We start from the raw sequence: 19,701 nt of genomic DNA, 5'->3' as shown, positions 1-19,701 counted from the left end.
GAAGGTTCGATGACAGCCGAACCCATCACACGGAATCGGGTGGACCGGCGACGGGCACGCACGCGCAACGCGCTGCTGGCCGCGGCGACCGCACTGCTGGCCGAGGGGCGGACCGCGGTCAGCATCCAGGAGATCACCGATTCCGCCGATGTCGGATTCGGGTCGTTCTACAACCATTTCTCCTCGAAGGACGAGCTGTTCGAGGAAGCCGTCCGCGCGGTGCTGAACACCTACGGCGTGCTACGCGATGGCGTGGTCGCGGCATACGAGGATCCGGCGGAGGTGTTCGCGGTGAGTTTCCGGATGACGGGCCGCATGCAGCGCGACTTTCCCGAAGGCGTCCGCGTGATCCTGCACTCGGGCACATCGATCCTCGTTCGCGACGAGGGCCTCGCTCCCCGTGCGCGCCGCGATATCGCGGCCGCGCAGCAGGCGGGCAGGTTCGACCCGATGGATATCGAGATGGCCATGATGGCTGCTGGTGGGGCGCTGCTCGGGCTGCTCCAGCTACTGGATCGCACGCCCGACGCCGATGCCGGGGAGCTGACCGATCAGGTGACCAGCCGGGTGCTGCGCATGTTCGGGATGTCCAAGGAGGCCGCCGAGAGGCTGGCTACGAATCCGCTGCCCCGTGATCTGCCGAAGCCCCTCGGGTAACCACCAGCATCGCCATACTCGTCAGGAGCTCGATCAGGCTCGACGGCGGCAGCTCGGGGACGCACGACAGGCCTTCGCGCGCGACAGCGTTGACCGTCGCGGTCAGCAGCCCGACGGTGTCGTCGGCCGGACGTGAACCTCTCGCCGCCAGGAAACTCCGGACGTGTCCCGCCCATCGGTGGGCGTGCGCGCGGCACTGCTGCTGTGCGAGTTCACCGACACCGCTCACCTCGAGCAGGGCGAACCTCGCGCCGTACGGCTCACTCTCGATCGCGGCGAAATAGGCGATCAGGGCGGCGCGCAGTGCGACGACCGGTTCGACGGGTCCGGTCTGGTCCGCGAGCGCGCGTGCCACCGCGGCGGCCGCCCTGTCCTGGATCCGGGCATAGGCCGCGACGAGCACCTCGTCGAGAGTGTGGAATTCCTCGTAGAACTGCCGCTTCGACAGCGACGCCGACGCACAGATATCGCTGAGCGAGCAGCCGAAACAGCCGCGCTCCGCGCAGACGCGGGTGGCCGCGTCGAGGAACTGACGCCGTCGTCGCGCCTTGCGCGTCGCGATGGTCTGGCCGCCGTACCGCCTGACATCGGCAGCGGTCGTGGCACACCCGTGTTCCGACTCGTGGGGACGGCGGTCCCGGCCTCCTGTGACAAAGGCCGGGACCGCGTCACCTTCCGGTCCGCGCGAGCCGGAAGTCTCAGTGATCACCGACCAGGTCGAGCGCGATATCGGCGATCATGTCTTCCTGTCCGCCGACAAGCCCTCGCCGACCGGCGACGGTGAGCAGCGTGCGCACGTCCACGCCGTAGGTGGCCGAGGCGTTCTCCGCATGGCGCAGGAAGCTCGAGTAGACACCCGCGTAGCCGAGCGTCAGCGTTTCGCGGTCGACCTGGACGGGCCGGTCCATCAGCGGCCGGACCAGATCGTCGGCCGCATCGGTCAGCTGATCCAGGTTCGCGCCGTGTTCCCAGCCGGTCAGGTCGGCGACGGCGACGAACGCTTCGAGCGGAGTGTTGCCCGCCCCGGCGCCCAGTCCGGCCAGGGACGCGTCCACCCGGGTCACGCCCTCCTCCACCGCGACGACACTGTTCGCCACCGACAGTGAGAGGTTCTGGTGGGCGTGGATGCCGATCTCGGTGCCGGGTTCGAGCACATTCCGGTAGGCACGGACTCGGTCGCGGACACCGTTCATGGTGAGCCGCCCGCCGGAATCGGTGACGTAGACACAGTGCGCACCATAGGATTCCATGAGTTTCGCCTGGTCGGCCAAACCTTCCGGGCTGTTCATGTGACTCATCATCAAGAAGCCGGACACGTCCATGCCGAGTTCGCGCGCGTAGGCGATGTGCTGGGCGGAGATGTCCGCCTCGGTGCAGTGAGTGGCCACCCGCACCGAGCGCACGCCGAGATCGAACGCGCGACGCAGGTCCTCGATGGTGCCGATGCCGGGCAGGAGCAGGGTCGTCAGCCGGGCGAACCGCACCGCGCCCGCGGCGGCTTCGAGCCATTCCCAGTCGGTGTGGCTGCCCGGCCCGTAGTTGAGGCTGCCGCCGTGCAGCCCGTCACCGTGGGCGACCTCGATCGCGTCCACGCCCGCGGCATCGAGCGCGGCGGCGATCCGGGCCACCCCGGCGGGATCGATGCGGTGCCGCAGTGCGTGCATCCCATCGCGCAGAGTGACGTCCTGCAGGAAGATTTCGGCGCTCATCGGACACTCTCCTTCGTGGATGCCGCGATCCGCTCCGCGACGCGCACGGCGGCCGAGGTCATGATGTCGAGATTCCCGGCATAGGCCGGCAGGTAGTGCGCGGCACCCTCGACCTCGAGGAACACGCTGACCTGGTGGGTGACCGGAGTGTCGCCGACCAGGGTGCGCAGCGGAGCTCCGGCTTCGACGGGCGTGATCTGCACACCCTGCTTCAACCGGTAGCCCGGCACATACGCGGCGACGTCGGCCACCACGGCCAGGATCGACTCCTTGATCCGCGTGTGGACCTCGGCGTCGGCGGTGTCGATGAGCGCGAACACGGTGTCGCGCATGATCAGCGGCGGTTCCGCGGGGTTGAGCACGATGATCGCGCGTCCGCGCTGGGCGCCGCCCACCGCGGCGATCGCGGTCGAGGTGGTCTCGGTGAACTCGTCGATATTGGCTCGGGTGCCGGGGCCCGCGGATTTCGACGCGATCGAGGCGACGATCTCGGCGTAGGGCACCGCGGTGACCCGGGCGATGGCAGCGACCACCGGAATCGTCGCCTGACCACCGCAGGTGACCATGTTGACGTTGTCGGCCGCCACATGCTCATCGAGGTTCACCGCCGGAACGACGAACGGGCCGATCGCGGCGGGAGTCAGATCGATCAGGCGTTTGCCGAAGGGGGCGAGGGCGGCGGCGTTGGCCTTGTGCGCGCCCGCCGAGGTGGCGTCGAAAACGATCTCGATGTCTTCGAAATCCGGTAGCCCGATCAAACCCTCGACACCATCGGAGGTGATCTGCACACCCAACCGGCCGGCGCGGGCGAGCCCGTCGGAATCCGGGTCGATGCCGACCATGGCGGCCATCTCGAGTGTGTCGGACAGGCGCAAGACTTTGATCATCAGATCGGTGCCGATATTGCCCGATCCGATGACGGCGACTTTGGTGCGGCTCATCGCTGTTCCTCCAGGGTGAAGTCGACGGTGCCAAGCGGCCCCGAACGCTGAGTCAGTTCGGCGTGGACCCGCGCGCCGGGCACCAGCGGCGCCATCGGCCCCAGCGCGCCGGAGAGCACGATCTCGCCCGCGCGCAGCGGATCTCCCAGCGCCTGAGCGGTGCGCGCGAGCCAGGCCAGCGCCAGCAGTGGGTCGCCGAGGCAGTCCACGCCTTTTCCGCGCGAGACGATCTCGCCATCGATGCGCATGGCCATCGTGATCTCACGCGGTTCGAAGTCATCGAGGGAGAGCCGCTGTTCGCCCAGCACGAACCAGCCGCTCGAGGCGTTGTCGGCCACGGTGTCGCCGAAGGTGATGTCCCAGCCCGCGATTCGGCTGTCCACGATCTCGAGTGCGGGTGCGGCGTAGTCGATGGCGCCGCGCACCGAGATGGGATCGAGGTCGTCACCGGTCAGGTCGGCGCCGAGGACGAAGGCCAGCTCGGCCTCGATCTTGGGCTGCAGCAGCCTCGGCCGCTGCGACAGCGGCGTCGTGCCCGCGTCCATGTCGCCGAAGAGCACGCCGAAGTCGGGCTGATCGACACCGAGCTGACGTTGCACCGCCGTGGAGGTCAATCCGATCTTGTGCCCGACGACGCGGGCGCCCTCGTCGATCCGTCGGCGAGTGCCCAGCCTCTGCACCGCGTAGGCCAGGTCCACGTCGTCGGCGCCGATCAGGTCACGCACCGCGGCCACGGGCACGCCCAGCTGCGTCGCGGTCGCCAGTCGCTCGGCGGCGGCGAGGACGGCGGGCAGTTCGCTGGTGGTCGTGGTCATCGGGCTTCCTCCAGGGGGCTCGGCGCGGCGGACGCCACGACGCGCAGGGGGCTGTGGTTCGCGGTCAACATCGCGGGCGTGACGGCGAGGCGGGCCAGCAGCGCGGTGACCAGCTCGCTCGCGTCGGATTTCGCACTGATCCCGAACACGTATCGGTCCGGGCGGAGCAGGACCGTGCCGCCCTGGGCGACACCGGCTTTGGCGAACCACCGGGCCATGTCCCCGGTGTAATCCTCGACGTCGGCGTAGTCGGTGGCGGCGACCCGGGCCTCGCCCGGCTCGCCCTGCGGACGGCCACCGGTCGCGTACACGGTGACGAACTGCGTGCCGAGTATCTGCAGGGCATTGCGCTGGGCGACACTGAGTCCCGCACGCGGATCGACACCGTAGCCGACGACGGCGAAGCCGAGGCCGAGCGCTTCGTCGAGGCGCTGGTGGCGGCCGTCGAAGGTGCGGATCTCCGGCTGCGGTGCCAGCGTGCCCTCGACGCCGCGCGTCAACTTGCGCGGGAGCCCGAAGTAGGCACCGCGCTTGAACCGCGGGGACGGCTTCATCTTCGCCTCCCGGATCCAGGTGTTGAGTCCGGGGACCTTCAGTGCGGTGGCCAGGGCGATATCGCGGGCACCCGCGGCGAGCTTGTTGTCGATCGAGACGAGGCTCTTGTTCAGCACCGACAGATCGATCATCGCCTTGGCGTGGGGCCGCCGCTCGGTCTCGTAGGTGTCGAGGAGATCGAGACTCGCACCGTGCCCGATGATGGCGCCGAGCTTCCAGGACAGGTTGTCGGCGTCGCGGACACCGGCGTTCATGCCCTGGCCGATGAATTGGGGCGTCATGTGCGCGGCGTCGCCGGCGAGCAGGACGCGTCCCTCACGCCACTGGTCGGCGACCACGGCGTTGAAGGTGTAGACCAGTTTGCGCAGCACCGTCACTTCGTCGGGATCGACGTAGTGGGCGATGAGACTGCGGACCTGGTCGGGGTCCTCCATCTCCTCTTTGCTCTGCTCATCGTTGAGCATGAACTCGAAACGGTGATGCCCACCAGGCTGCGGACACGACACCGTCGGCAGCTCGGGATCACAGACGAAGTTGAAGTACGGCAGATGCCGGAACGCGTCGACACCGTCGTTGGCGAGCAGATCGACCACGAGCCAGCGTTCGGGGTAGCTCGTACCGGTCATATCGATACCCAGCTGCGTGCGGACCACGCTGCGGCCGCCATCGCAGCCGACGAGGAACTTCGCCCGTACCTCTTCCGAGGTGGCCGCATCGGTGTCGGCGGCGTGTTTGCCGTACCCGGTCCCCTGGCATTCGGCATGCCGCACGAGCACACCGTCGGCGTCCTGATCGAAACCGAGGACTTCCCGGCCGCGGCGAACCGTCACGTGCGGGTAGCGCTCGAGAGCGTTCTCGAGCGTGTTCTCCAGGTAGGGCTGGTACAGGAAGTTGGCCACCGGCCAGCCCAGCGGGCGCGAGACCTGGTTGAACTGGGCGAGCACCGAGCCGTCGCGGCGCACCCACTGCACGGTGCAGTCGAGGTTCATCTGCGCCGAGGCTTCGTCGGCGACACCGGCGGTCTGGAAGATCCGCATGCCTTCGTCGTCGGTGTACACCGCCCGCGCCAAGCCGTAGAACTCCGGTTCGCGCTCGAGTACCAGGACCCGCACGCCGCGACGGCCTAGCAGGTTCGCCAGGGTCAGCCCGGTGGGCCCCAGTCCGACGACTACCACGTCGTAGTCGAACGATGTCATCGCGCCATGCCTCCGGTGAGTTGGGGAACAGTGATCTCGGGGGTCCGCAGGGTCCGAACGACCTGCCGGAACTGCGTGAACTTGTCCAGCACGGTCTCGCCGACCGGCGTGTGACCCCAGATACTGATGCCCTGGTAGGTGGTCGGCTCCCACGTCGATTCGCGTTCCGGACCGAACACGATCGGATTCCAGCCGACCTCGAGTTCGAATCCGGACGGGGTGACGCAGTAGAAGGACAGCTCACGATCATTGGTGTGCTGGCCGACCGACCAGGCCATCCGGAAGCCGAGATCGGTGACCCGCCCATAGGCGGCCAGCACGTCGTCGAGCGAACCGGACTGAATGTTGATGTGCTGCACCCGGGTTCGGATCGGATCGATCTTCACACCGCGGATGTTGGCGATCGCGATCGAGTGGTGCCGCTCGTTCACCCGCAGGAACCGGATCTTGAGCTTGAGGCCGGAGACGTTCTCGTCGATGTAGTCGCTGAGCCGGGAGTCGAAGACCGTCTCGTAGTAGCCCCGCAGTGATTCCGGTTCCCTCGACACGATCGCGACATGTCCCATGCCGGCTTCGCCGGTCACCCACCCGGAGCTGAGCATGCGCAGCGGCTCGGGCGTGGTCACCGGGACGGTGAAGATCTCCTGCCGGATCCCCTTGGGGCCGGCGAACCGCCACAGACGCTCCACGCCACGACGGGCCGCGTCCTCGGCACTGCCTTCGGCGATCGGCACGCCACGATCGGACACCCGCGCGATGATCCGGTCGAAGGTTTCGTGATCGTCGACCTGCCAGCCGACGGCCGTCACGTCCTCCTGCGGACCCTGCTCCACCAGGAAACGGCATGCGTGCTCATCGAGGCGGAACCGCACCGTGGAGCTGTCGACGTCGTCGGCGTGCATGCCGATCGCGTCGGCGCCGAAGCGACGCCACTCGCCCAGCCGCGCCGACTCCACAACGACGTAGCCCAGGTGCACCGCCCCGAAGACCGACCCGTCGCCGGGTACGAGGCCGCTCATCGCTCGGCCTTCAGGTACGCGATCGCGAGGGTGTTGAACAGTTCGGCCCGCTCCCACTGCGCCCAGTGCCCGGTGCGCGCGACCAGGTAGAGGTCGCAGTTGGGCATGGTCTCGGCGAGCATCCTGCCCCCGGACGGCCGGTTGACCTTGTCGTCCTCGCCCCACACCACCAACGTGGGGTGCGCCACCTCGCTCAGGCGCGAATCCCGGGTGAAGTCCATCCGCCAGAGCGTGCGCAAAGCGAACAGGCCCGAGGGCCGGCGCAGCGGCGGGTTGGCGACGACCTCGGGGTCGATGCTGGCCCGGTAGCGCTCCTCGATCACTTCGTCCGGCACCGTCGCACCGTCGTACACCAGGAACTCACGGATGAAGCGGATGATCTTCTCGCGGCTCGGGCCGCTGCCGGGGTAGTACGCGAGGAGCTCCTGCAGACCCTTGGTCGGCAGGGCGCGCGTGGAACCGACGCCGCCGGGGCCCATCAGGATCAGGCGGCCGACCTTGCCGGGGCGGTCCATCGCCAGCCGCAGCGCCGCCGCCCCGCCGTAGGAGTTGCCGATCAGGTGTGCCGAGTCGATCTGCAAGGCGTCGAGGAACTCGCCGAGCACACGCGCCAGGTCGCCGAAGGGATCGGACTGGTCGACGTACTTCGACGACCGTCCGTAGCCCGGCATGTCGAGCACGAGCACCCGGAAGTGCTGCGCCAGCGCCTCGATATTGCGCGAGTAGTTCGACAGCCCGGTCGCGCCGGGGCCGCCGCCGTGCAGCAGCACGACCGCGGGTCCTGATCCGAACTCGGTGAAGTAGATCTCGCGGTTGCCGACCTGGACCGTGCGCCCGGTGTCGACTCCCTTGTCGATGCTTGTCACGATGTACCTCCCAATGCAGTTGATAATATCATCACCTCCGATCGAATCCACGTCAAGTGTTTCTGATGAAATACTCAGAACTGGTGGTTTGACCGGTTCTCATCCGAGCATCAGGACACGGTTCGCGGTCTGGCGATCCATCTCGTCCTGCATCACCCGGCGCACCCGCTCGGCGAACTCCCCCGGCGACTCCCCACCCTCCGGCCCCATCGCAGGCAGCACCGCGGTCCGAACCTTGGTCGGCAGCGGGATGTAGGGGAACAACCCCGCGATTCCGACGGTGAGCCCCCACGGCAACGACAGCGTGATCGGGAGCCGCTTGAGCCGCAGCGCCTTGTCGAGGCGAAGCAAGCGCGCCAGCGCACGACCATCGGACAGGCAGATCAGCGACTCCCCCGCCCCCGACGTGACCACCGGAACGATCGGCACCCCCGCCTGGATCGCCAGCCGCGCGAAACCGGTCCGCCCGTCGAAGATGATCCGGTTGCGCTCGCCCCACGACTTGAACGCGTCGACATCACCCCCGGGAAACACGAGGACATGCTCGCCACGCGCGAGGGCCGCCAGGGCGTTATCACCGGTCGCGGGCTCGGCCCCCATCTTGGCGAGCAACGGGCCGAGCCCCATCGCCCAGACCATGTGATGCGTCAGGACGACCGCCCGTCGCGGATCCCCGATGCGGACATAGGCCGATCGCGCGGCCAGGACATTCAGATCGAAGACACCGCCGAAGCCGTGGTTGGCCACGAACAACGCCGGCCCCGATGCCGGTTCGAGCACGCCCCCTACTTCGTGGCGGTGATACCACCGGAACGCCCCGAGCAGAATCCTCACGGCAGCCGGTGCCCGCCCGGATTCGACCCCCTTCCCACCCTGCGGCGCGTCGTCGAACGGCTCATCGTGAAGCGGCTGAACACCACTGTCAGGCACTACTTCTCACTTCCCGCGCTTGTCGCCGCGCTGTGACACGAACACCGGACAGCACTCCTATCAATGATCGCAACATTGATATTTTGATCATATTTGATCAACACATTCATATGACTGTGAGTTCACCCACTGGGGCCGGTCGTGCCCGCCATCGGACGACGAGGCCATGCGGTGGCCACCCCCGACGGCACAGCCCCGGTACGCCAGACTGGGAGACGATGAGCACCAGCACCCCGGGCGGCCACGCGATTCGCCGACGTCCACGCGACCGCCGCGCCACGATCCTCACCGCGGCCGCCGACGCCTTCGCCCGGGCGGGCTACCACGGCACGTCCATGGCCGAGATCGCCACCGCCGTCGGGATCTCCTCGGCGGCGCTGTACCGCCATTTCCGCAACAAGCAGGAGTTGCTCGGCCACTGCCTGATGTCCGGCATGGACGCGACGGTGTCCCGGCTGGAGGCCGCCGCGGTCCAGGACGCGAGCGGGCATCGGGTCTTCGAGGAACTCGTCGCCATCGCGCTCGAGCTGCGCGGGCTGCCGAGGCTGTGGCAGCTCGAGTTCCGCAACCTCACCGCCGCGCACCGCTCTTCGGTGTTGATCCGGGCGGTTCGATTGACCGGCTACCTGCGCCGGGCAGTGCGCGCGCGGCGCCCAGAACTATCCGACCATGATGTCGAGCTGCTGAGCTGGTGCGTTCTCTCGGTGGCGGTCAGCCCGTCGTACCACCGCCAGCAGTTGCCGCCGACGACATTCACCTCGGTGCTCGACGCCGCGATCCTGCGACTCCTCGCCACCGAATTGCCTCCGGGCGGGACCTCGCCCCGCACGTCGCGTCCGGCGCCGCCGCTGTCCCCTGAGTTCGAACGAATCACCCGGCCCGAGCGCCTCATCGGCGCGGCGGCGCGCCTGTTCAACACGCGAGGCTATGCCGCGGTGGGCATCGAAGACATCGGCGCCGCCGTCGGCGTGAGCGGACCCGCGCTGTATCACCACTTCGCGAGCAAGGCCGACCTGCTCAACGAGATCATCGTGCGCAACGAGCAGTGGATCGGCCTCTACACCTCCCGCGCACTGGCCGAGGGCCGCGACGCCCGCGAGGCGGTACATCTGCTGATGGAATCGTTCGTGGGATTCGCGCTCCAGCAGCCGGACCTGCTCGGTACCACCGTCAGCGAGGTCGGACACCTACCGGAACCGCAGGCCACGCGCTACCGCCGGATCCATCGCGACGGCATCCTGAACTGGGCCCGGCTGTTGCAGACGGCCCATGCCGAACTGCCACTCCCGCAGGCCCGCATCCTCGTCCAGGCGATCGGCACCGTCGTGATCGACGCCGTGCGCAACCCGCGCGCCCTCGGCCACCGGAATCTCGCGGGCGCGTTGATCGCCATCGGTGACCGGATCGCCCTGCACGACTGACTCGCTCATCAGCTTAGCGGTGGTCAACTTAATGCGAGAACGACGATCTCATGATCTGGTACCAGCGGCTCTCAGATTGAATCTACTTAGCCGAAAATAACTTACGGTTGCGTAGCGCTTCGGCGCGAACCCACAATGGCCCACGGCGCGCATCGGATCCGCGCATTCCACCTCACTCCCGGTCGTCTCGACCGGCCTGTCGAAGGGACTCGGCCGTGGGCCACTACAAGAGCAATGTCCGAGACCTCGAGTTCAATCTGCTCGAGGTCTTCGGCCTGGCGGACGTGCTGGGCAGCGGCGCGTTCAGCGACCTCGACGGCGACACCGTGCGCACGATGCTGGTCGAAGCAGCGCGGATCGCCGAGGGTCCCGCCGCCGCGTCGTTCGCCGACACCGACCGCAACCCACCTCAATTCGACCCCGCGACCCACACCGTGCGACTACCGGAGGCGTTCAAGCGCTCGGTACGGGCGTGGCAGGACGGCGAATGGTGGCGCATCGCGAAATCCGAGGCCATCGGCGGTATTCCGGCGCCTCGCATGCTCGCCTGGGCGATCAGCGAGCTCATTCTGGGCGCCCAGCCGGCGGCGTACATGTACCTGACCGGGCCCGGTATGTCCGATATCGTCGACCGCATCGGCACCGAGGACCAGCGCCGCTGGGCCAGGATCGCCGTCGAGAAGAGCTGGGGCGCGACCATGGTCCTGACGGAGCCCGACGCGGGCTCCGACGTCGGCGCGGGCCGCACCAAGGCGGTCCAGCAGGAGGACGGCTCCTGGCATATCGAGGGCGTCAAGAGGTTCATCACCGCGGCCGATGCCGACGATCTGTCCGACAACATCATCCACCAGGTCCTGGCCCGCCCCGAAGGCGCCGGCCCCGGCACCAAAGGGTTGAGCCTTTTCCTGGTGCCGAAGTTCCACTTCGACTCCGAGACCGGCGAACTCGGTGATCGCAACGGTGTGTTCGTCACCAATGTCGAGCACAAGATGGGGCTCAAGGCCTCGGCCACCTGCGAGCTCACCTTCGGCGGCCACGGCGTGCCCGCCAAGGGCTGGCTCGTCGGCGACGTCCACAACGGCATCGCCCAGATGTTCCAGGTCATCGAGGAAGCGCGCATGATGGTCGGCACCAAGGCCATCGCGACCCTGTCGACCGGTTACCTGAACGCGCTGGAATACGCCAAGACTCGCGTCCAGGGCACCGACCTGACCCAGATCGCCGACAAGACCGCACCGAAGGTGACCATCAGCCACCACCCGGATGTCCGGCGCTCGCTGATGCTGCAGAAGGCCTACGCGGAGGGCCTGCGCGCGATCTATCTCTACACCGCCGCCCACCAGGATCCCGCAGTCGCCCAGCATGTCTCGGGCGCGGACGCCGAGCTGGCCGCGCGGGTCAACGATCTGCTGCTGCCGATCGTCAAAGGTGTCGGCTCCGAGCGCGCCTACCAGTACCTGACCGATTCGCTGCAGACCTTCGGCGGCTCCGGCTTCCTGCAGGACTACCCGATCGAGCAGTACATCCGCGACGCCAAGATCGACTCCCTCTACGAGGGCACCACCGCCATCCAGGCGCAGGACTTCTTCTTCCGCAAGATCGCCCGCGACCGCGGCGTGGCCCTGGCCCATATCGCCGACCAGGTCCGGGCGACCGCCCAGCCCGAATCCGGCACCCCGGAGTTCAAGGTCGAACGCGCAATTCTGCTGACCGCGCTCGACGACGTGCAGGCCATGACCGCCACCTTGACCCAGCACCTGCTCGCGGCCGCGAACGACAGTCGGGAGCTGTACAAGGTCGGGCTCGAATCGGTCCGTTTCCTGCTGGCGGTCGGCGATCTGCTGATCGGGTGGCGACTGCTGGTAGCCGCGGAAATCGCCTCGGCCGCACTCCCGTCCGCCGGATCGGACCGTGACTTCTACGCGGGCAAGATCGCGGTGGCGTCCTTCTTCCTCCGAACCGTGCTGCCCCGGCTCGGTGCCGACCGTGCCGTGATCGCGGATATCGATCCCGCCATCATGGATCTCGACGAGGCCGCCTTCTGATCGCGGGACCGGCGCCCACCATGTCCTGGTCGGCGCCGGTCCGCGCAGAACTCACTGCTTTCCGGCCGCCGGGACAGCCCGGCGTTCCAGCCCCTTCCGGTCGTAGAAGATCGTCGCGGCCAGGCCGATGACCAGTCCGATCAGCAGGCCGAGCAGGGCCATCCCCACGCCGTGCGCCAGGCCCGAACTCGCCCGGGCGTCGTAGTAGAGGATCGCCCGCACCGCGATGAAGATCTGGTGCATCGGTTCGAAGGTCGACAGCCACGCCATGGCCCGCGGCGTCGCCTCGATCGGCACGGTTCCGCCCGCGGAGGGCAGGCCGAGGACGATGAACACGATGAGATTCACGAGCATCCCGGCCGCACCGAAGATCGCCAGGATGGACAGCGCGGTGATCCCGACCGCCACGATCGCGAGCACGCCGTAGAGGAACAGCATCGGAGCACGCTCGATCGACATCCCCAGCATCGTCGCGACGGCCAGGTAGATCCCGGACACCACTGGCGCGACGACCACCAGAATGCCCCATTTGAGCAGCAGCGTCCGCACGCGCGAGATCGGCGTCGCCGGGTAGTGGACGTACCAGGGCCCGTACTCGGTCGGCGCGAAGCCCAGTGCCGAGTCCACCATCGCGTGGATGATCATCGCGCCGGTGAACCCGGCCAGCAGCAACAGCAGGGTGTAGAAGAACGCCGACAGTCCCCCACCGGCGCCGTCGGGGAGCTCACGGAAGGGCACGACCACCACCGAGACGGGCTCGGCCATGGCGAGCCGGCTCACGCCGGAGAGCTGGGTAGCGGGTGCGTCCGATGTCGGCTGGAGCTGGTTCTGCACCCGCTCGAGCAGTTGCGCGCCTACCGCTTTGTTCGCCGCGTCCGTCGCCTGAGTGGTGATGCGCAGCATGATCTGCGTGGCGTAGGCACCCGCCGCCGGATTCGATTCGACGGTGATGACGGGCCAATCGACATCGCCGGGCACGACACCGGCCGCGCCCAGGATCGACACACGCTTGGTGAAGTCACTCGGGATGACGATCGCCCCGTAGATCTCGCCGTTGAGCATGGCCCGATGCAGCTCCGGCAGGCCCATCTCACGCAGCGCGACCTTGTCGGCGGGGATCTGCTGAACCATCGAGGCCGCGATCTGATCGCCGACGTTGACCTGCTCACCTCCGACGGTGTCGCCGACATCGAGGTTGACCAGTCCGATCGGGAAGTCGTGCATGTTCTTCTCCGGGTCGACGATGTATCCCAGATACATGGTCGCCAGCAGTGCCGCGAGCACCGCGACAACAGCACCGGGACGCAGCCACCTCGCAAGATTCCTACCGGTGATCGCCATGGAACCACTCCTCTACCGTCAGCTCGGCAACTTCGTCGCAACCCACCACGTCGATCATCGAGCACCGGCTCTTGGCAGGTCAAGCTATTCCTGATGAAAAGATCAGCACGTGTCGCCGGATACCGGGAGCTCGGTGGCGCCGCCACGGAGTTCGACCCGGATTCCCGTGTCGGCCACGGTCACGGACTCCGGTCGAAGCCCGAGCGGATAGTCGCGCAGGCTCTCCGTGAGCAGGTCGGCGATCTCGTTCGCCAGTTGCGGCGGGACCCCGCGAGAAGAGACGATCTCGACGCGGATCACCCCGTCTTCGATGTAGGGGCGCAGCCGCACCGACACCACGCCGATGACCCCGGTGACATCGACCGTGCCGTCGACAGCGGACATCCCCACCTCCCCGGCCAGCCCGTGCAGCGTGCGCTGGATCGCCTCGGCGCTCCAGTCGACGCGCGCCTCGGAGCTGCCCACGGTGGCCGAAGCCCCGCCCTGCGCCATCGAGACCTGATGCAGTGTCGCATGGACCGCCATCCCGACCGCCGGACCGAACTGCGCGTCGTCGCCATCCACGGTCAGCTCGGGAATCCGCCGGTCGATCAGACTGAATACGACCGGTCGCGGACCGAGATCCACGTCCACCGAGGAGCCGAGGTCGTCTCGCAGGCCGGCCGCGAGGCAGCCCTCGATCCGGTTCCGCAGATACAGCTCGACCGACACGATCCCGATCGTCGCCAGCACGAGCGAGACGACCAGGCCGAGAGTGATGCCGCGCACGATTCGTCGCCGCACACTCCCACCGGGCACGTTGCCGGTGTCGACGGGATCCAGCTCTCGAAGCTTCATCAGTTCTCCTCCAGATTCCCCCTGGCGGGCCGGGGAGACGATCCCGGGCACAATCGCCACACCAACATGGCGATGATGAAATCATCATATCTGACGCAAAGCTCCATGTTGCGTGACGTCGCGCACACGCTTCCTGTCGGAGGTCTGCGGATCGCCTGAGAATTCTCTGGCAGCAATTGACTGACCATGTCATCATCTATGACGGTCTATAGCAGCAGTGAGCGCCTCCGCCGATGATGCCGGTCGCACTCCCTGCCCAGACCCTCCGGCGGAACGACCTCGGTGCAAGAAGACCGGTTCAGTCACGTATCGCATCGCATCTGATACTTTCATCAGCGATTCGCGCATCGCTTCGCCCGATCAGCTCGATCGAGCACTCCCCACCCCGCAGCCCATCCCCGTTCGGGCGGACTCCGACCGCGCCGAGCGGGACTTCGCGATGCGACCGAAACAACCGAAGGAAAGGACATTCTCGTGAACGAATCCGATACTCCATCGCGCGCCGGCGTGAGCCGCCGCCGCATGCTGGGAGGAGCTGTCGCAGGCACGCTCGGTGTCGCCGCGGCCACGGCTCTCCCCCTCGGTACGTCGACCCGGTTCGGCGCGGCTGGAACCGCCCGCGCCCAGCAGCCCGCTCCGAGCGGTACCTACCGCATCGATCTGCATTCCCACGTCTTGCCACCGGACTACCGCGCGGCACTGCTCTCGCATGGGCACTTCACGATCGGCGGCTATCCCACGCCCCAGTGGTCGCCCGAATCCGCGCTGGAATTCATGGACTACTACGGCATCCAGGCGCAAGCCCTGTCGGTGTCCGATCCCGGCGTCGGTTTCCTGCCCGCGGGCAAGGAAGCCAACGACATGGCCCGATACTGCAACGACTACGTCGCCGGACTCACCAAGCAGCACCCCACCCGCTTCGGTTCCTTCGCCGTCCTGCCCATGCCGGACATCGCCGCCTCGGTCGCCGAGGCGATCTACGCCCTCGACGTCCTGCACGCCGACGGCATCGTCCTGCTGTCCGCCTACAACGGCGCCTATCTGGGCGATCCGCTCTACGAGCCCTTGATGATCGCGCTGAACGACCGCAAGGCCTACGTCTTTGTCCACCCAGCCGCTATCCCGGACGACGCCAAGCCGAAGCTGCCCCTGCCCGACTTCCTCGAAGAGTTCACCTTCGACACCACCAGGGCCGCGACGATGATGATGCTGACCGGCGTCACCCAGCGGTACCCCAACATCCGGTTCCAGCTCTCCCACGCCGGCGGCACCCTGCCTTTCCTGTCCTGGCGGATCGGGGTCGCCTCCGAGACGGCCATCGGCGAGAACTGGCCCGAGGGCCTGGGCAAGCCGTCGCTGCTCGACACGAAGACCCAGATCTCGCGATTCTTCTACGACACGGCTCTCAGTGCCTCCAATGCCGCGATGTCGGCGGTGTCGGCCGTGACAACGCGTGACCACATCGTCTTCGGCTCCGACTGGCCGTTCAGCGCGACCACCCTGCCGCAGTCCGGAACCCACGACCCCGCCCCGGGTCTCAGCGACATCTTCGACGCCGAACAGCGCATGGAAGTCGAGCACCACGCCCCGCTTCGCCAGCTTCCCAGGCTGGCCGCGGCGGTCAACGCGGGCTGATCTCCACGTCTGACCCGGGCCGGGCGCGGGGCTCCCCACGCGCCCGGCCCGGGCCGACTTGGACCGACCTACGACCCGGCGGCGGACGCGGAACGTGCCGCCGGAACTCAGATCTCCGGCAAGGCACGTCGACTGATGTCGTGAGCCTCTTCCGCGCCGAGCCCGAGCATGCGCAGGAGGTCTTCGGTCACCTGGTCGACGGCCGCGGCGTCGTCACGGTCCGTCTGCTCGTGCAACAACTGGCCGAGGCGCAGCGCGGCGCCCGACACGATCACCAGCGCGAGTTCGACATCGCGCACACGGAACCGACCAGCGCGCATACCTATCTCGATATCCCGGCGTGCTCGTGCGGCCACACCCCTGTCCGACCCGGCGTAGACCAGTCCCTCCGCGAGCAGAACCTTGCTGGCGGTGGGTTCACGCCGATGTACCCTGCCCACCAAACGAAAGCTCTGCGCGAAGACGTGCGCCGGGTCTTCGAGGTCTGCCGTCAGTTCGTCCAGCGCACCACCGAGCCGGTCGAGCACCTCCCCTACTGCCACCTGCAGGAGTTGCTCCCGGCTCGAGAAATGGTTGTAGAACGACCCCATGCCGACGTCCGCGGCCTGGGTGATCTCCAGAATGGGCACGTTGAGCCTGCCCTGCGCGATGAAGACCTGCGCCGCCGCGACGAGCGCTGCCCGAGTCCGGGCTTTCCGCCGCTCCAGCCGATTGGTGCCGCCAGCGTCATCCATCGTGCCCTCCACACCGAGCCAGTCGATTACCGATCACACAAATGACCACTATCTCATAGTTGATGCTATCCTCCAGATGATCTCAACTGATGCATGCGTCTTAAGTGATGATATCGTCAGTATATGAGCAGCTGATCGGCTAGAAGAAAGTAGCGTTCATGGCACACACCGTTCTCCGTGCGATCGACGGCTGGTGGCTGCTGACCTCTGCGGGCGCGGCCCGGATCGCCACCGACGCCACCACGACCGCGGCACTTCTCGCCGACCGCTCCGCGATCACCCAGGCGGCGCGAACCACCGATCCGGTCCCAGTGCACGAACTCTCGTTGGTCTCCCCGGTCACGGTCCCGTGCCGGGTGGTCGCCCAGATGACGAACTTCGCCTCCCACGTGAAGGATTCCGGCGGAGATCCCGGATCGGTCCCGCTCACCTTCTTCAGGAAGGCATCGGGATCGATCAGTGGCCCCCACGACGAGGTCGTCCGTCCGAGCCATGTGCGGCTCCTGGACTACGAAGTCGAAATCGGGTTGGTGTTCGGCAGGGAAATGCCCGTCGGTACCGAGATCGACTCCGGCAACCTCGGCGACTACATCGCGGGACTCGTCGTCACCAACGACATCTCCGCGCGCGACGTGCAATTGCCGCAGACCCAGTACTACGAGGGCAAGTCGTATCCGACATTCACCCCGACGGGACCGGCACTGGTCCTCCTGGAAGCAGGCGAACTCGACCGGTTCGTCGACTTGCGGCTACGGCTGTGGGTCAACGGTGAGAAGCGCCAGGACATGACCGTGGCCGACATGATCTACCAACCGCTCGAGACCGTGCGGGCGCTGTCGCGATTCCAGCGGATGAGTGCCGGCGATCTGCTGCTCACCGGCACTCCGGTGGGAACCGCGATCAGCGCTCCACCAAAACCGGTGGAGATCATCGGCGCGATACTGCCACCCAAGATCAAGTGGAAACTCTTCTTCGACCGCCAGGCCAAGAACCCGAAGTACCTGCGCGACGGTGACGTCATCGAAGCGACGGTCGCCACCGATGACGGCGCGATCGATCTCGGAAGACAACATACGACCGTGCGGTACGCGTAGCGATCGCCTTGGGCAAGCACTCCCTATCGGATGGCTCTCGACCGGCCGATCAGCCAGGTCGACCGAGCCGGGTCAGCGCCAGCATTCGGGGACGTGCCCGAACTCCCACGAAGAATGACTGACCACTGGGAAAGGCACCGTTATCGGACCTCAGCGCCTCCGACCAACGGCCCCCGACCCGACTACCTGCAATCCCGTGACCACGGAAGGCACATCGTCGTGCGATCCGAGCCTCAGCCGACAGTGCGGAATCCACGGTCGACATAGACCAATGGAGCCGGTATCGGGTTGGTTCGAGCAACGGTGACCTGCCCGATCAACACCATATGGTCACCTGCCTCGTGTCGATTGACTGCGCGGCAATCGAGGGTAGCCAACGCATCCCCGACCACCAACGCACCGCCAGGCGCGCGTGTGAGTTCGCCACCGGTGAATTTCTCTCCCAGGCTGCCGGCGAACCGGCGGGCGGTGTTCTCCTGGTCCGCAGCGAGAACACTGATCGCGAACCGCTCGACCCGAGCGAAAACGGGATACGAGCGAGCCTTGCGTGCAAGGCAAACCAACAACAGTGGCGGATCGAGCGAGACCGAGCACAACGAACTGGCGGTGAACCCGTAAGGCATGCCGTCCTCGTCCTCGGCGGTGACGACCACGACGCCCGAAGGAAATCGCGACATCGCCAACCGGAAATCGTCAGCGGAGCACTGCTGCTGTTCGGCCGTAGTCACGCGGGTACCTCCTGACGAGTCGTGGAAGGGTTTCGGGTGCTGGCGGCGAACACACCAAGGGCCACCACACTCGCGCCGATCCCCAGCGCTACCACCGCGTGCCAACCGAACTGAGCCCACAACGCCGGGCCCAGCGCCGAACCGGCACTGATACCGGCGAACCGAGTGAAGAAGTACAGCGTGTTGAGTCGGCTGTGGTCGCGGGCTGCCGCGCCGAACAGTGCGGCCTGATTCACGACTTGGTTGCCCCACAATCCGACATCGATGAGTATCGCGCCGAGGACGACTACCGGCCAGCCAGGTGGCCCCGCAATGACGAGCCAGCCCACGACGAGCATGCTGATCAAAGCCGTCTGGGTCAGGCGAACCCCGTGCTGGTCCGCGATGCGACCGGCGACCGGCGAAGCCAGTGCACTCACCGCGGCGATCATTCCGAAGGCTCCCAAAGCCGCCGAGCCGAACCCGAATTCGGAATGGAGCTCGAAGGTGATCGTGCTCCAGAAGGCGCCGAAGGCGATCCCGACCAGGCCACCCGAAACGCAGATTCCCGCGACGGCGGGCCTGCGAATCAGCACGGCCATCGAGCGAATCAGCTGCGGATAGGTCAACGATTCGGTCGATTGTGCGGTGGAGGGCAGCGCCCGCAGGAGCAGTACCGTCACCACGATCATGGCCGCCAGCGAGCACCAGTATGCGCTGCGCCAGCCCACCCATTCGGCCATAGCTCCCGCGTAGGCGCGGGAGCACACGATGCCGATGAGCAGACCTGCTTGCAGGATTCCGACCGTCCGGCCCCGCGCTGCGTCGCCGCCGAGCAGCACGGCCAGCGGGATCACGACTTGCGGGATCGGGGTGAACAGGCCGACCAGGAAGCCCGCGACCACCAGTGCCGTGATCGACGGTGCCAACGCGGAGCAGACGAGTGCGGCGCCCGTCAGTCCCATCATTGTCAGGATCAGGGGCCGTCGGTCCCTGATGTCACCCAACGGCACCAGCAGCAAGATGCCGAGGGCATAGCCGATCTGAGTTGCCGAGAGCACAAGGCTCGTGGTCTCGGCCGTCGCGCCCAGATCGGCGCCGATCTGCGGCAGCAACGGTTGTGTGAGATAGATGTTGGACGAAGTCACTCCGCAGGTGATCGCCAACAGCACAGTCAACCACCGTGACATACCGTTCCC

At 67.0% G+C, this 19,701-nt stretch carries 18 protein-coding genes; 5 read left to right on the top strand and 13 right to left on the bottom strand.

Translation table 11 applies throughout. From position 1 onward, the window contains the following. The first annotated feature begins 9 nt into the window (after window positions 1-9). The gene (locus ACFVVI_RS02430) at window positions 10-657 is read left to right on the top strand and encodes a TetR/AcrR family transcriptional regulator (protein WP_387442637.1); all 648 of its coding nucleotides are present in this window, start codon (window positions 10-12) and stop codon (window positions 655-657) included. Here ACFVVI_RS02430 and ACFVVI_RS02425 read toward each other — a convergent pair. The 8 genes from ACFVVI_RS02425 to ACFVVI_RS02390 all read right to left on the bottom strand — a co-directional run bounded on the left by ACFVVI_RS02425 (window position 614) and on the right by ACFVVI_RS02390 (window position 8,538). Beyond that, on the bottom strand, window positions 614-1,366 hold the full coding sequence (locus tag ACFVVI_RS02425) for a TetR/AcrR family transcriptional regulator (RefSeq protein WP_387442634.1): 753 nt from the start codon (window positions 1,364-1,366) through the stop codon (window positions 614-616). The two genes, ACFVVI_RS02430 and ACFVVI_RS02425, sit on opposite strands and share 44 nt — an antisense overlap. Beyond that, on the bottom strand, window positions 1,356-2,366 hold the full coding sequence (gene dmpG, locus ACFVVI_RS02420; RefSeq protein ID WP_378871398.1) for a 4-hydroxy-2-oxovalerate aldolase: 1,011 nt from the start codon (window positions 2,364-2,366) through the stop codon (window positions 1,356-1,358). Before dmpG ends, ACFVVI_RS02425 begins: the two co-directional genes overlap by 11 nt. Next, on the bottom strand, window positions 2,363-3,307 hold the full coding sequence (locus ACFVVI_RS02415; protein ID WP_387442631.1) for an acetaldehyde dehydrogenase (acetylating): 945 nt from the start codon (window positions 3,305-3,307) through the stop codon (window positions 2,363-2,365). Before ACFVVI_RS02415 ends, dmpG begins: the two co-directional genes overlap by 4 nt. After that, window positions 3,304-4,122 (bottom strand): 2-keto-4-pentenoate hydratase, encoded by an 819-nt coding sequence (locus ACFVVI_RS02410; RefSeq protein ID WP_378988784.1) that lies wholly within the window; start codon window positions 4,120-4,122, stop codon window positions 3,304-3,306. The genes ACFVVI_RS02415 and ACFVVI_RS02410 overlap by 4 nt, the downstream gene beginning before the upstream one ends. Further along, on the bottom strand, window positions 4,119-5,873 hold the full coding sequence (locus ACFVVI_RS02405) for a bifunctional 3-(3-hydroxy-phenyl)propionate/3-hydroxycinnamic acid hydroxylase (protein WP_387442629.1): 1,755 nt from the start codon (window positions 5,871-5,873) through the stop codon (window positions 4,119-4,121). Before ACFVVI_RS02405 ends, ACFVVI_RS02410 begins: the two co-directional genes overlap by 4 nt. Then, entirely contained in the window at window positions 5,870-6,892 is a 1,023-nt protein-coding gene (locus ACFVVI_RS02400) for a VOC family protein (protein ID WP_378988780.1), read from the bottom strand. Before ACFVVI_RS02400 ends, ACFVVI_RS02405 begins: the two co-directional genes overlap by 4 nt. Continuing rightward, a complete protein-coding gene (locus tag ACFVVI_RS02395; protein ID WP_387444433.1) occupies window positions 6,889-7,749 on the bottom strand; it encodes an alpha/beta fold hydrolase in 861 nt (286 codons plus the stop codon). Before ACFVVI_RS02395 ends, ACFVVI_RS02400 begins: the two co-directional genes overlap by 4 nt. A gap of 108 nt (window positions 7,750-7,857) precedes the next feature. Then, a complete protein-coding gene (locus ACFVVI_RS02390; protein WP_387442627.1) occupies window positions 7,858-8,538 on the bottom strand; it encodes a lysophospholipid acyltransferase family protein in 681 nt (226 codons plus the stop codon). Between the two features lie 368 nt (window positions 8,539-8,906). Between ACFVVI_RS02390 and ACFVVI_RS02385 the strand changes: the two genes are divergently transcribed. Beyond that, window positions 8,907-10,109 (top strand): TetR/AcrR family transcriptional regulator, encoded by a 1,203-nt coding sequence (locus ACFVVI_RS02385; RefSeq protein ID WP_387442626.1) that lies wholly within the window; start codon window positions 8,907-8,909, stop codon window positions 10,107-10,109. 215 nt (window positions 10,110-10,324) lie between these two features. Further along, window positions 10,325-12,154, top strand: a complete 1,830-nt coding sequence (locus tag ACFVVI_RS02380) for an acyl-CoA dehydrogenase (RefSeq protein WP_387442624.1) — start codon at window positions 10,325-10,327, stop codon at window positions 12,152-12,154. A 51-nt stretch (window positions 12,155-12,205) separates the two neighbouring features. Here the strand turns inward: ACFVVI_RS02380 and ACFVVI_RS02375 are convergent, their stop codons facing one another. Both ACFVVI_RS02375 and ACFVVI_RS02370 read right to left on the bottom strand, forming a co-directional pair. Continuing rightward, a complete protein-coding gene (locus ACFVVI_RS02375; RefSeq protein ID WP_387442622.1) occupies window positions 12,206-13,495 on the bottom strand; it encodes a YhgE/Pip domain-containing protein in 1,290 nt (429 codons plus the stop codon). A gap of 102 nt (window positions 13,496-13,597) precedes the next feature. Next, complete coding sequence (locus ACFVVI_RS02370; RefSeq protein WP_387442620.1) at window positions 13,598-14,332, bottom strand: DUF2993 domain-containing protein; 735 nt, start codon at window positions 14,330-14,332, stop codon at window positions 13,598-13,600. Between the two features lie 474 nt (window positions 14,333-14,806). Between ACFVVI_RS02370 and ACFVVI_RS02365 the strand changes: the two genes are divergently transcribed. Next, complete coding sequence (locus ACFVVI_RS02365) at window positions 14,807-15,967, top strand: amidohydrolase family protein (protein ID WP_387442618.1); 1,161 nt, start codon at window positions 14,807-14,809, stop codon at window positions 15,965-15,967. A gap of 107 nt (window positions 15,968-16,074) precedes the next feature. Here ACFVVI_RS02365 and ACFVVI_RS02360 read toward each other — a convergent pair whose 3' ends face one another. Then, window positions 16,075-16,701: a TetR/AcrR family transcriptional regulator gene (locus ACFVVI_RS02360; protein ID WP_387442616.1), complete on the bottom strand. Its 627-nt coding sequence runs from the start codon at window positions 16,699-16,701 to the stop codon at window positions 16,075-16,077. Between the two features lie 158 nt (window positions 16,702-16,859). Here ACFVVI_RS02360 and ACFVVI_RS02355 point away from each other — a divergent pair, with 158 nt between their 5' ends. Then, window positions 16,860-17,795: a fumarylacetoacetate hydrolase family protein gene (locus ACFVVI_RS02355; RefSeq protein ID WP_378988766.1), complete on the top strand. Its 936-nt coding sequence runs from the start codon at window positions 16,860-16,862 to the stop codon at window positions 17,793-17,795. Window positions 17,796-18,028: 233 nt separating this feature from the next. Here ACFVVI_RS02355 and ACFVVI_RS02350 read toward each other — a convergent pair whose 3' ends face one another. Together ACFVVI_RS02350 and ACFVVI_RS02345 are read right to left on the bottom strand one after the other, a co-directional pair. After that, entirely contained in the window at window positions 18,029-18,523 is a 495-nt protein-coding gene (locus tag ACFVVI_RS02350; RefSeq protein ID WP_387442613.1) for a flavin reductase family protein, read from the bottom strand. Next, window positions 18,520-19,692 carry an MFS transporter gene (locus ACFVVI_RS02345; RefSeq protein ID WP_387442611.1) on the bottom strand — a complete coding sequence of 391 codons (1,173 nt, stop codon included), beginning with the start codon at window positions 19,690-19,692 and terminating at the stop codon, window positions 18,520-18,522. Before ACFVVI_RS02345 ends, ACFVVI_RS02350 begins: the two co-directional genes overlap by 4 nt. Between the last annotated feature and the right edge of the window lie 9 nt (window positions 19,693-19,701).

Source organism: Nocardia sp. NPDC058114, from assembly GCF_042884695.1.
Classification (GTDB): Bacteria; Actinomycetota; Actinomycetes; order Mycobacteriales; family Mycobacteriaceae; genus Nocardia.
This window is presented reverse-complemented; position numbering and strand designations above follow the sequence as displayed.

Coding starts and splice junctions, on each gene's coding strand:
- ACFVVI_RS02375 (WP_387442622.1), bottom strand. CDS start 13,495: ATGGCGATCACCGGTAGGAATCTTGCGAGGTGGCTGCGTCCCGGTGCT.
- ACFVVI_RS02405 (WP_387442629.1), bottom strand. CDS start 5,873: ATGACATCGTTCGACTACGACGTGGTAGTCGTCGGACTGGGGCCCACC.
- ACFVVI_RS02355 (WP_378988766.1), top strand. CDS start 16,860: ATGGCACACACCGTTCTCCGTGCGATCGACGGCTGGTGGCTGCTGACC.
- ACFVVI_RS02415 (WP_387442631.1), bottom strand. CDS start 3,307: ATGAGCCGCACCAAAGTCGCCGTCATCGGATCGGGCAATATCGGCACC.
- ACFVVI_RS02430 (WP_387442637.1), top strand. CDS start 10: ATGACAGCCGAACCCATCACACGGAATCGGGTGGACCGGCGACGGGCA.
- ACFVVI_RS02400 (WP_378988780.1), bottom strand. CDS start 6,892: ATGAGCGGCCTCGTACCCGGCGACGGGTCGGTCTTCGGGGCGGTGCAC.
- ACFVVI_RS02345 (WP_387442611.1), bottom strand. CDS start 19,692: ATGTCACGGTGGTTGACTGTGCTGTTGGCGATCACCTGCGGAGTGACT.
- ACFVVI_RS02370 (WP_387442620.1), bottom strand. CDS start 14,332: ATGAAGCTTCGAGAGCTGGATCCCGTCGACACCGGCAACGTGCCCGGT.
- ACFVVI_RS02360 (WP_387442616.1), bottom strand. CDS start 16,701: ATGGATGACGCTGGCGGCACCAATCGGCTGGAGCGGCGGAAAGCCCGG.
- ACFVVI_RS02385 (WP_387442626.1), top strand. CDS start 8,907: ATGAGCACCAGCACCCCGGGCGGCCACGCGATTCGCCGACGTCCACGC.
- dmpG (WP_378871398.1), bottom strand. CDS start 2,366: ATGAGCGCCGAAATCTTCCTGCAGGACGTCACTCTGCGCGATGGGATG.
- ACFVVI_RS02410 (WP_378988784.1), bottom strand. CDS start 4,122: ATGACCACGACCACCAGCGAACTGCCCGCCGTCCTCGCCGCCGCCGAG.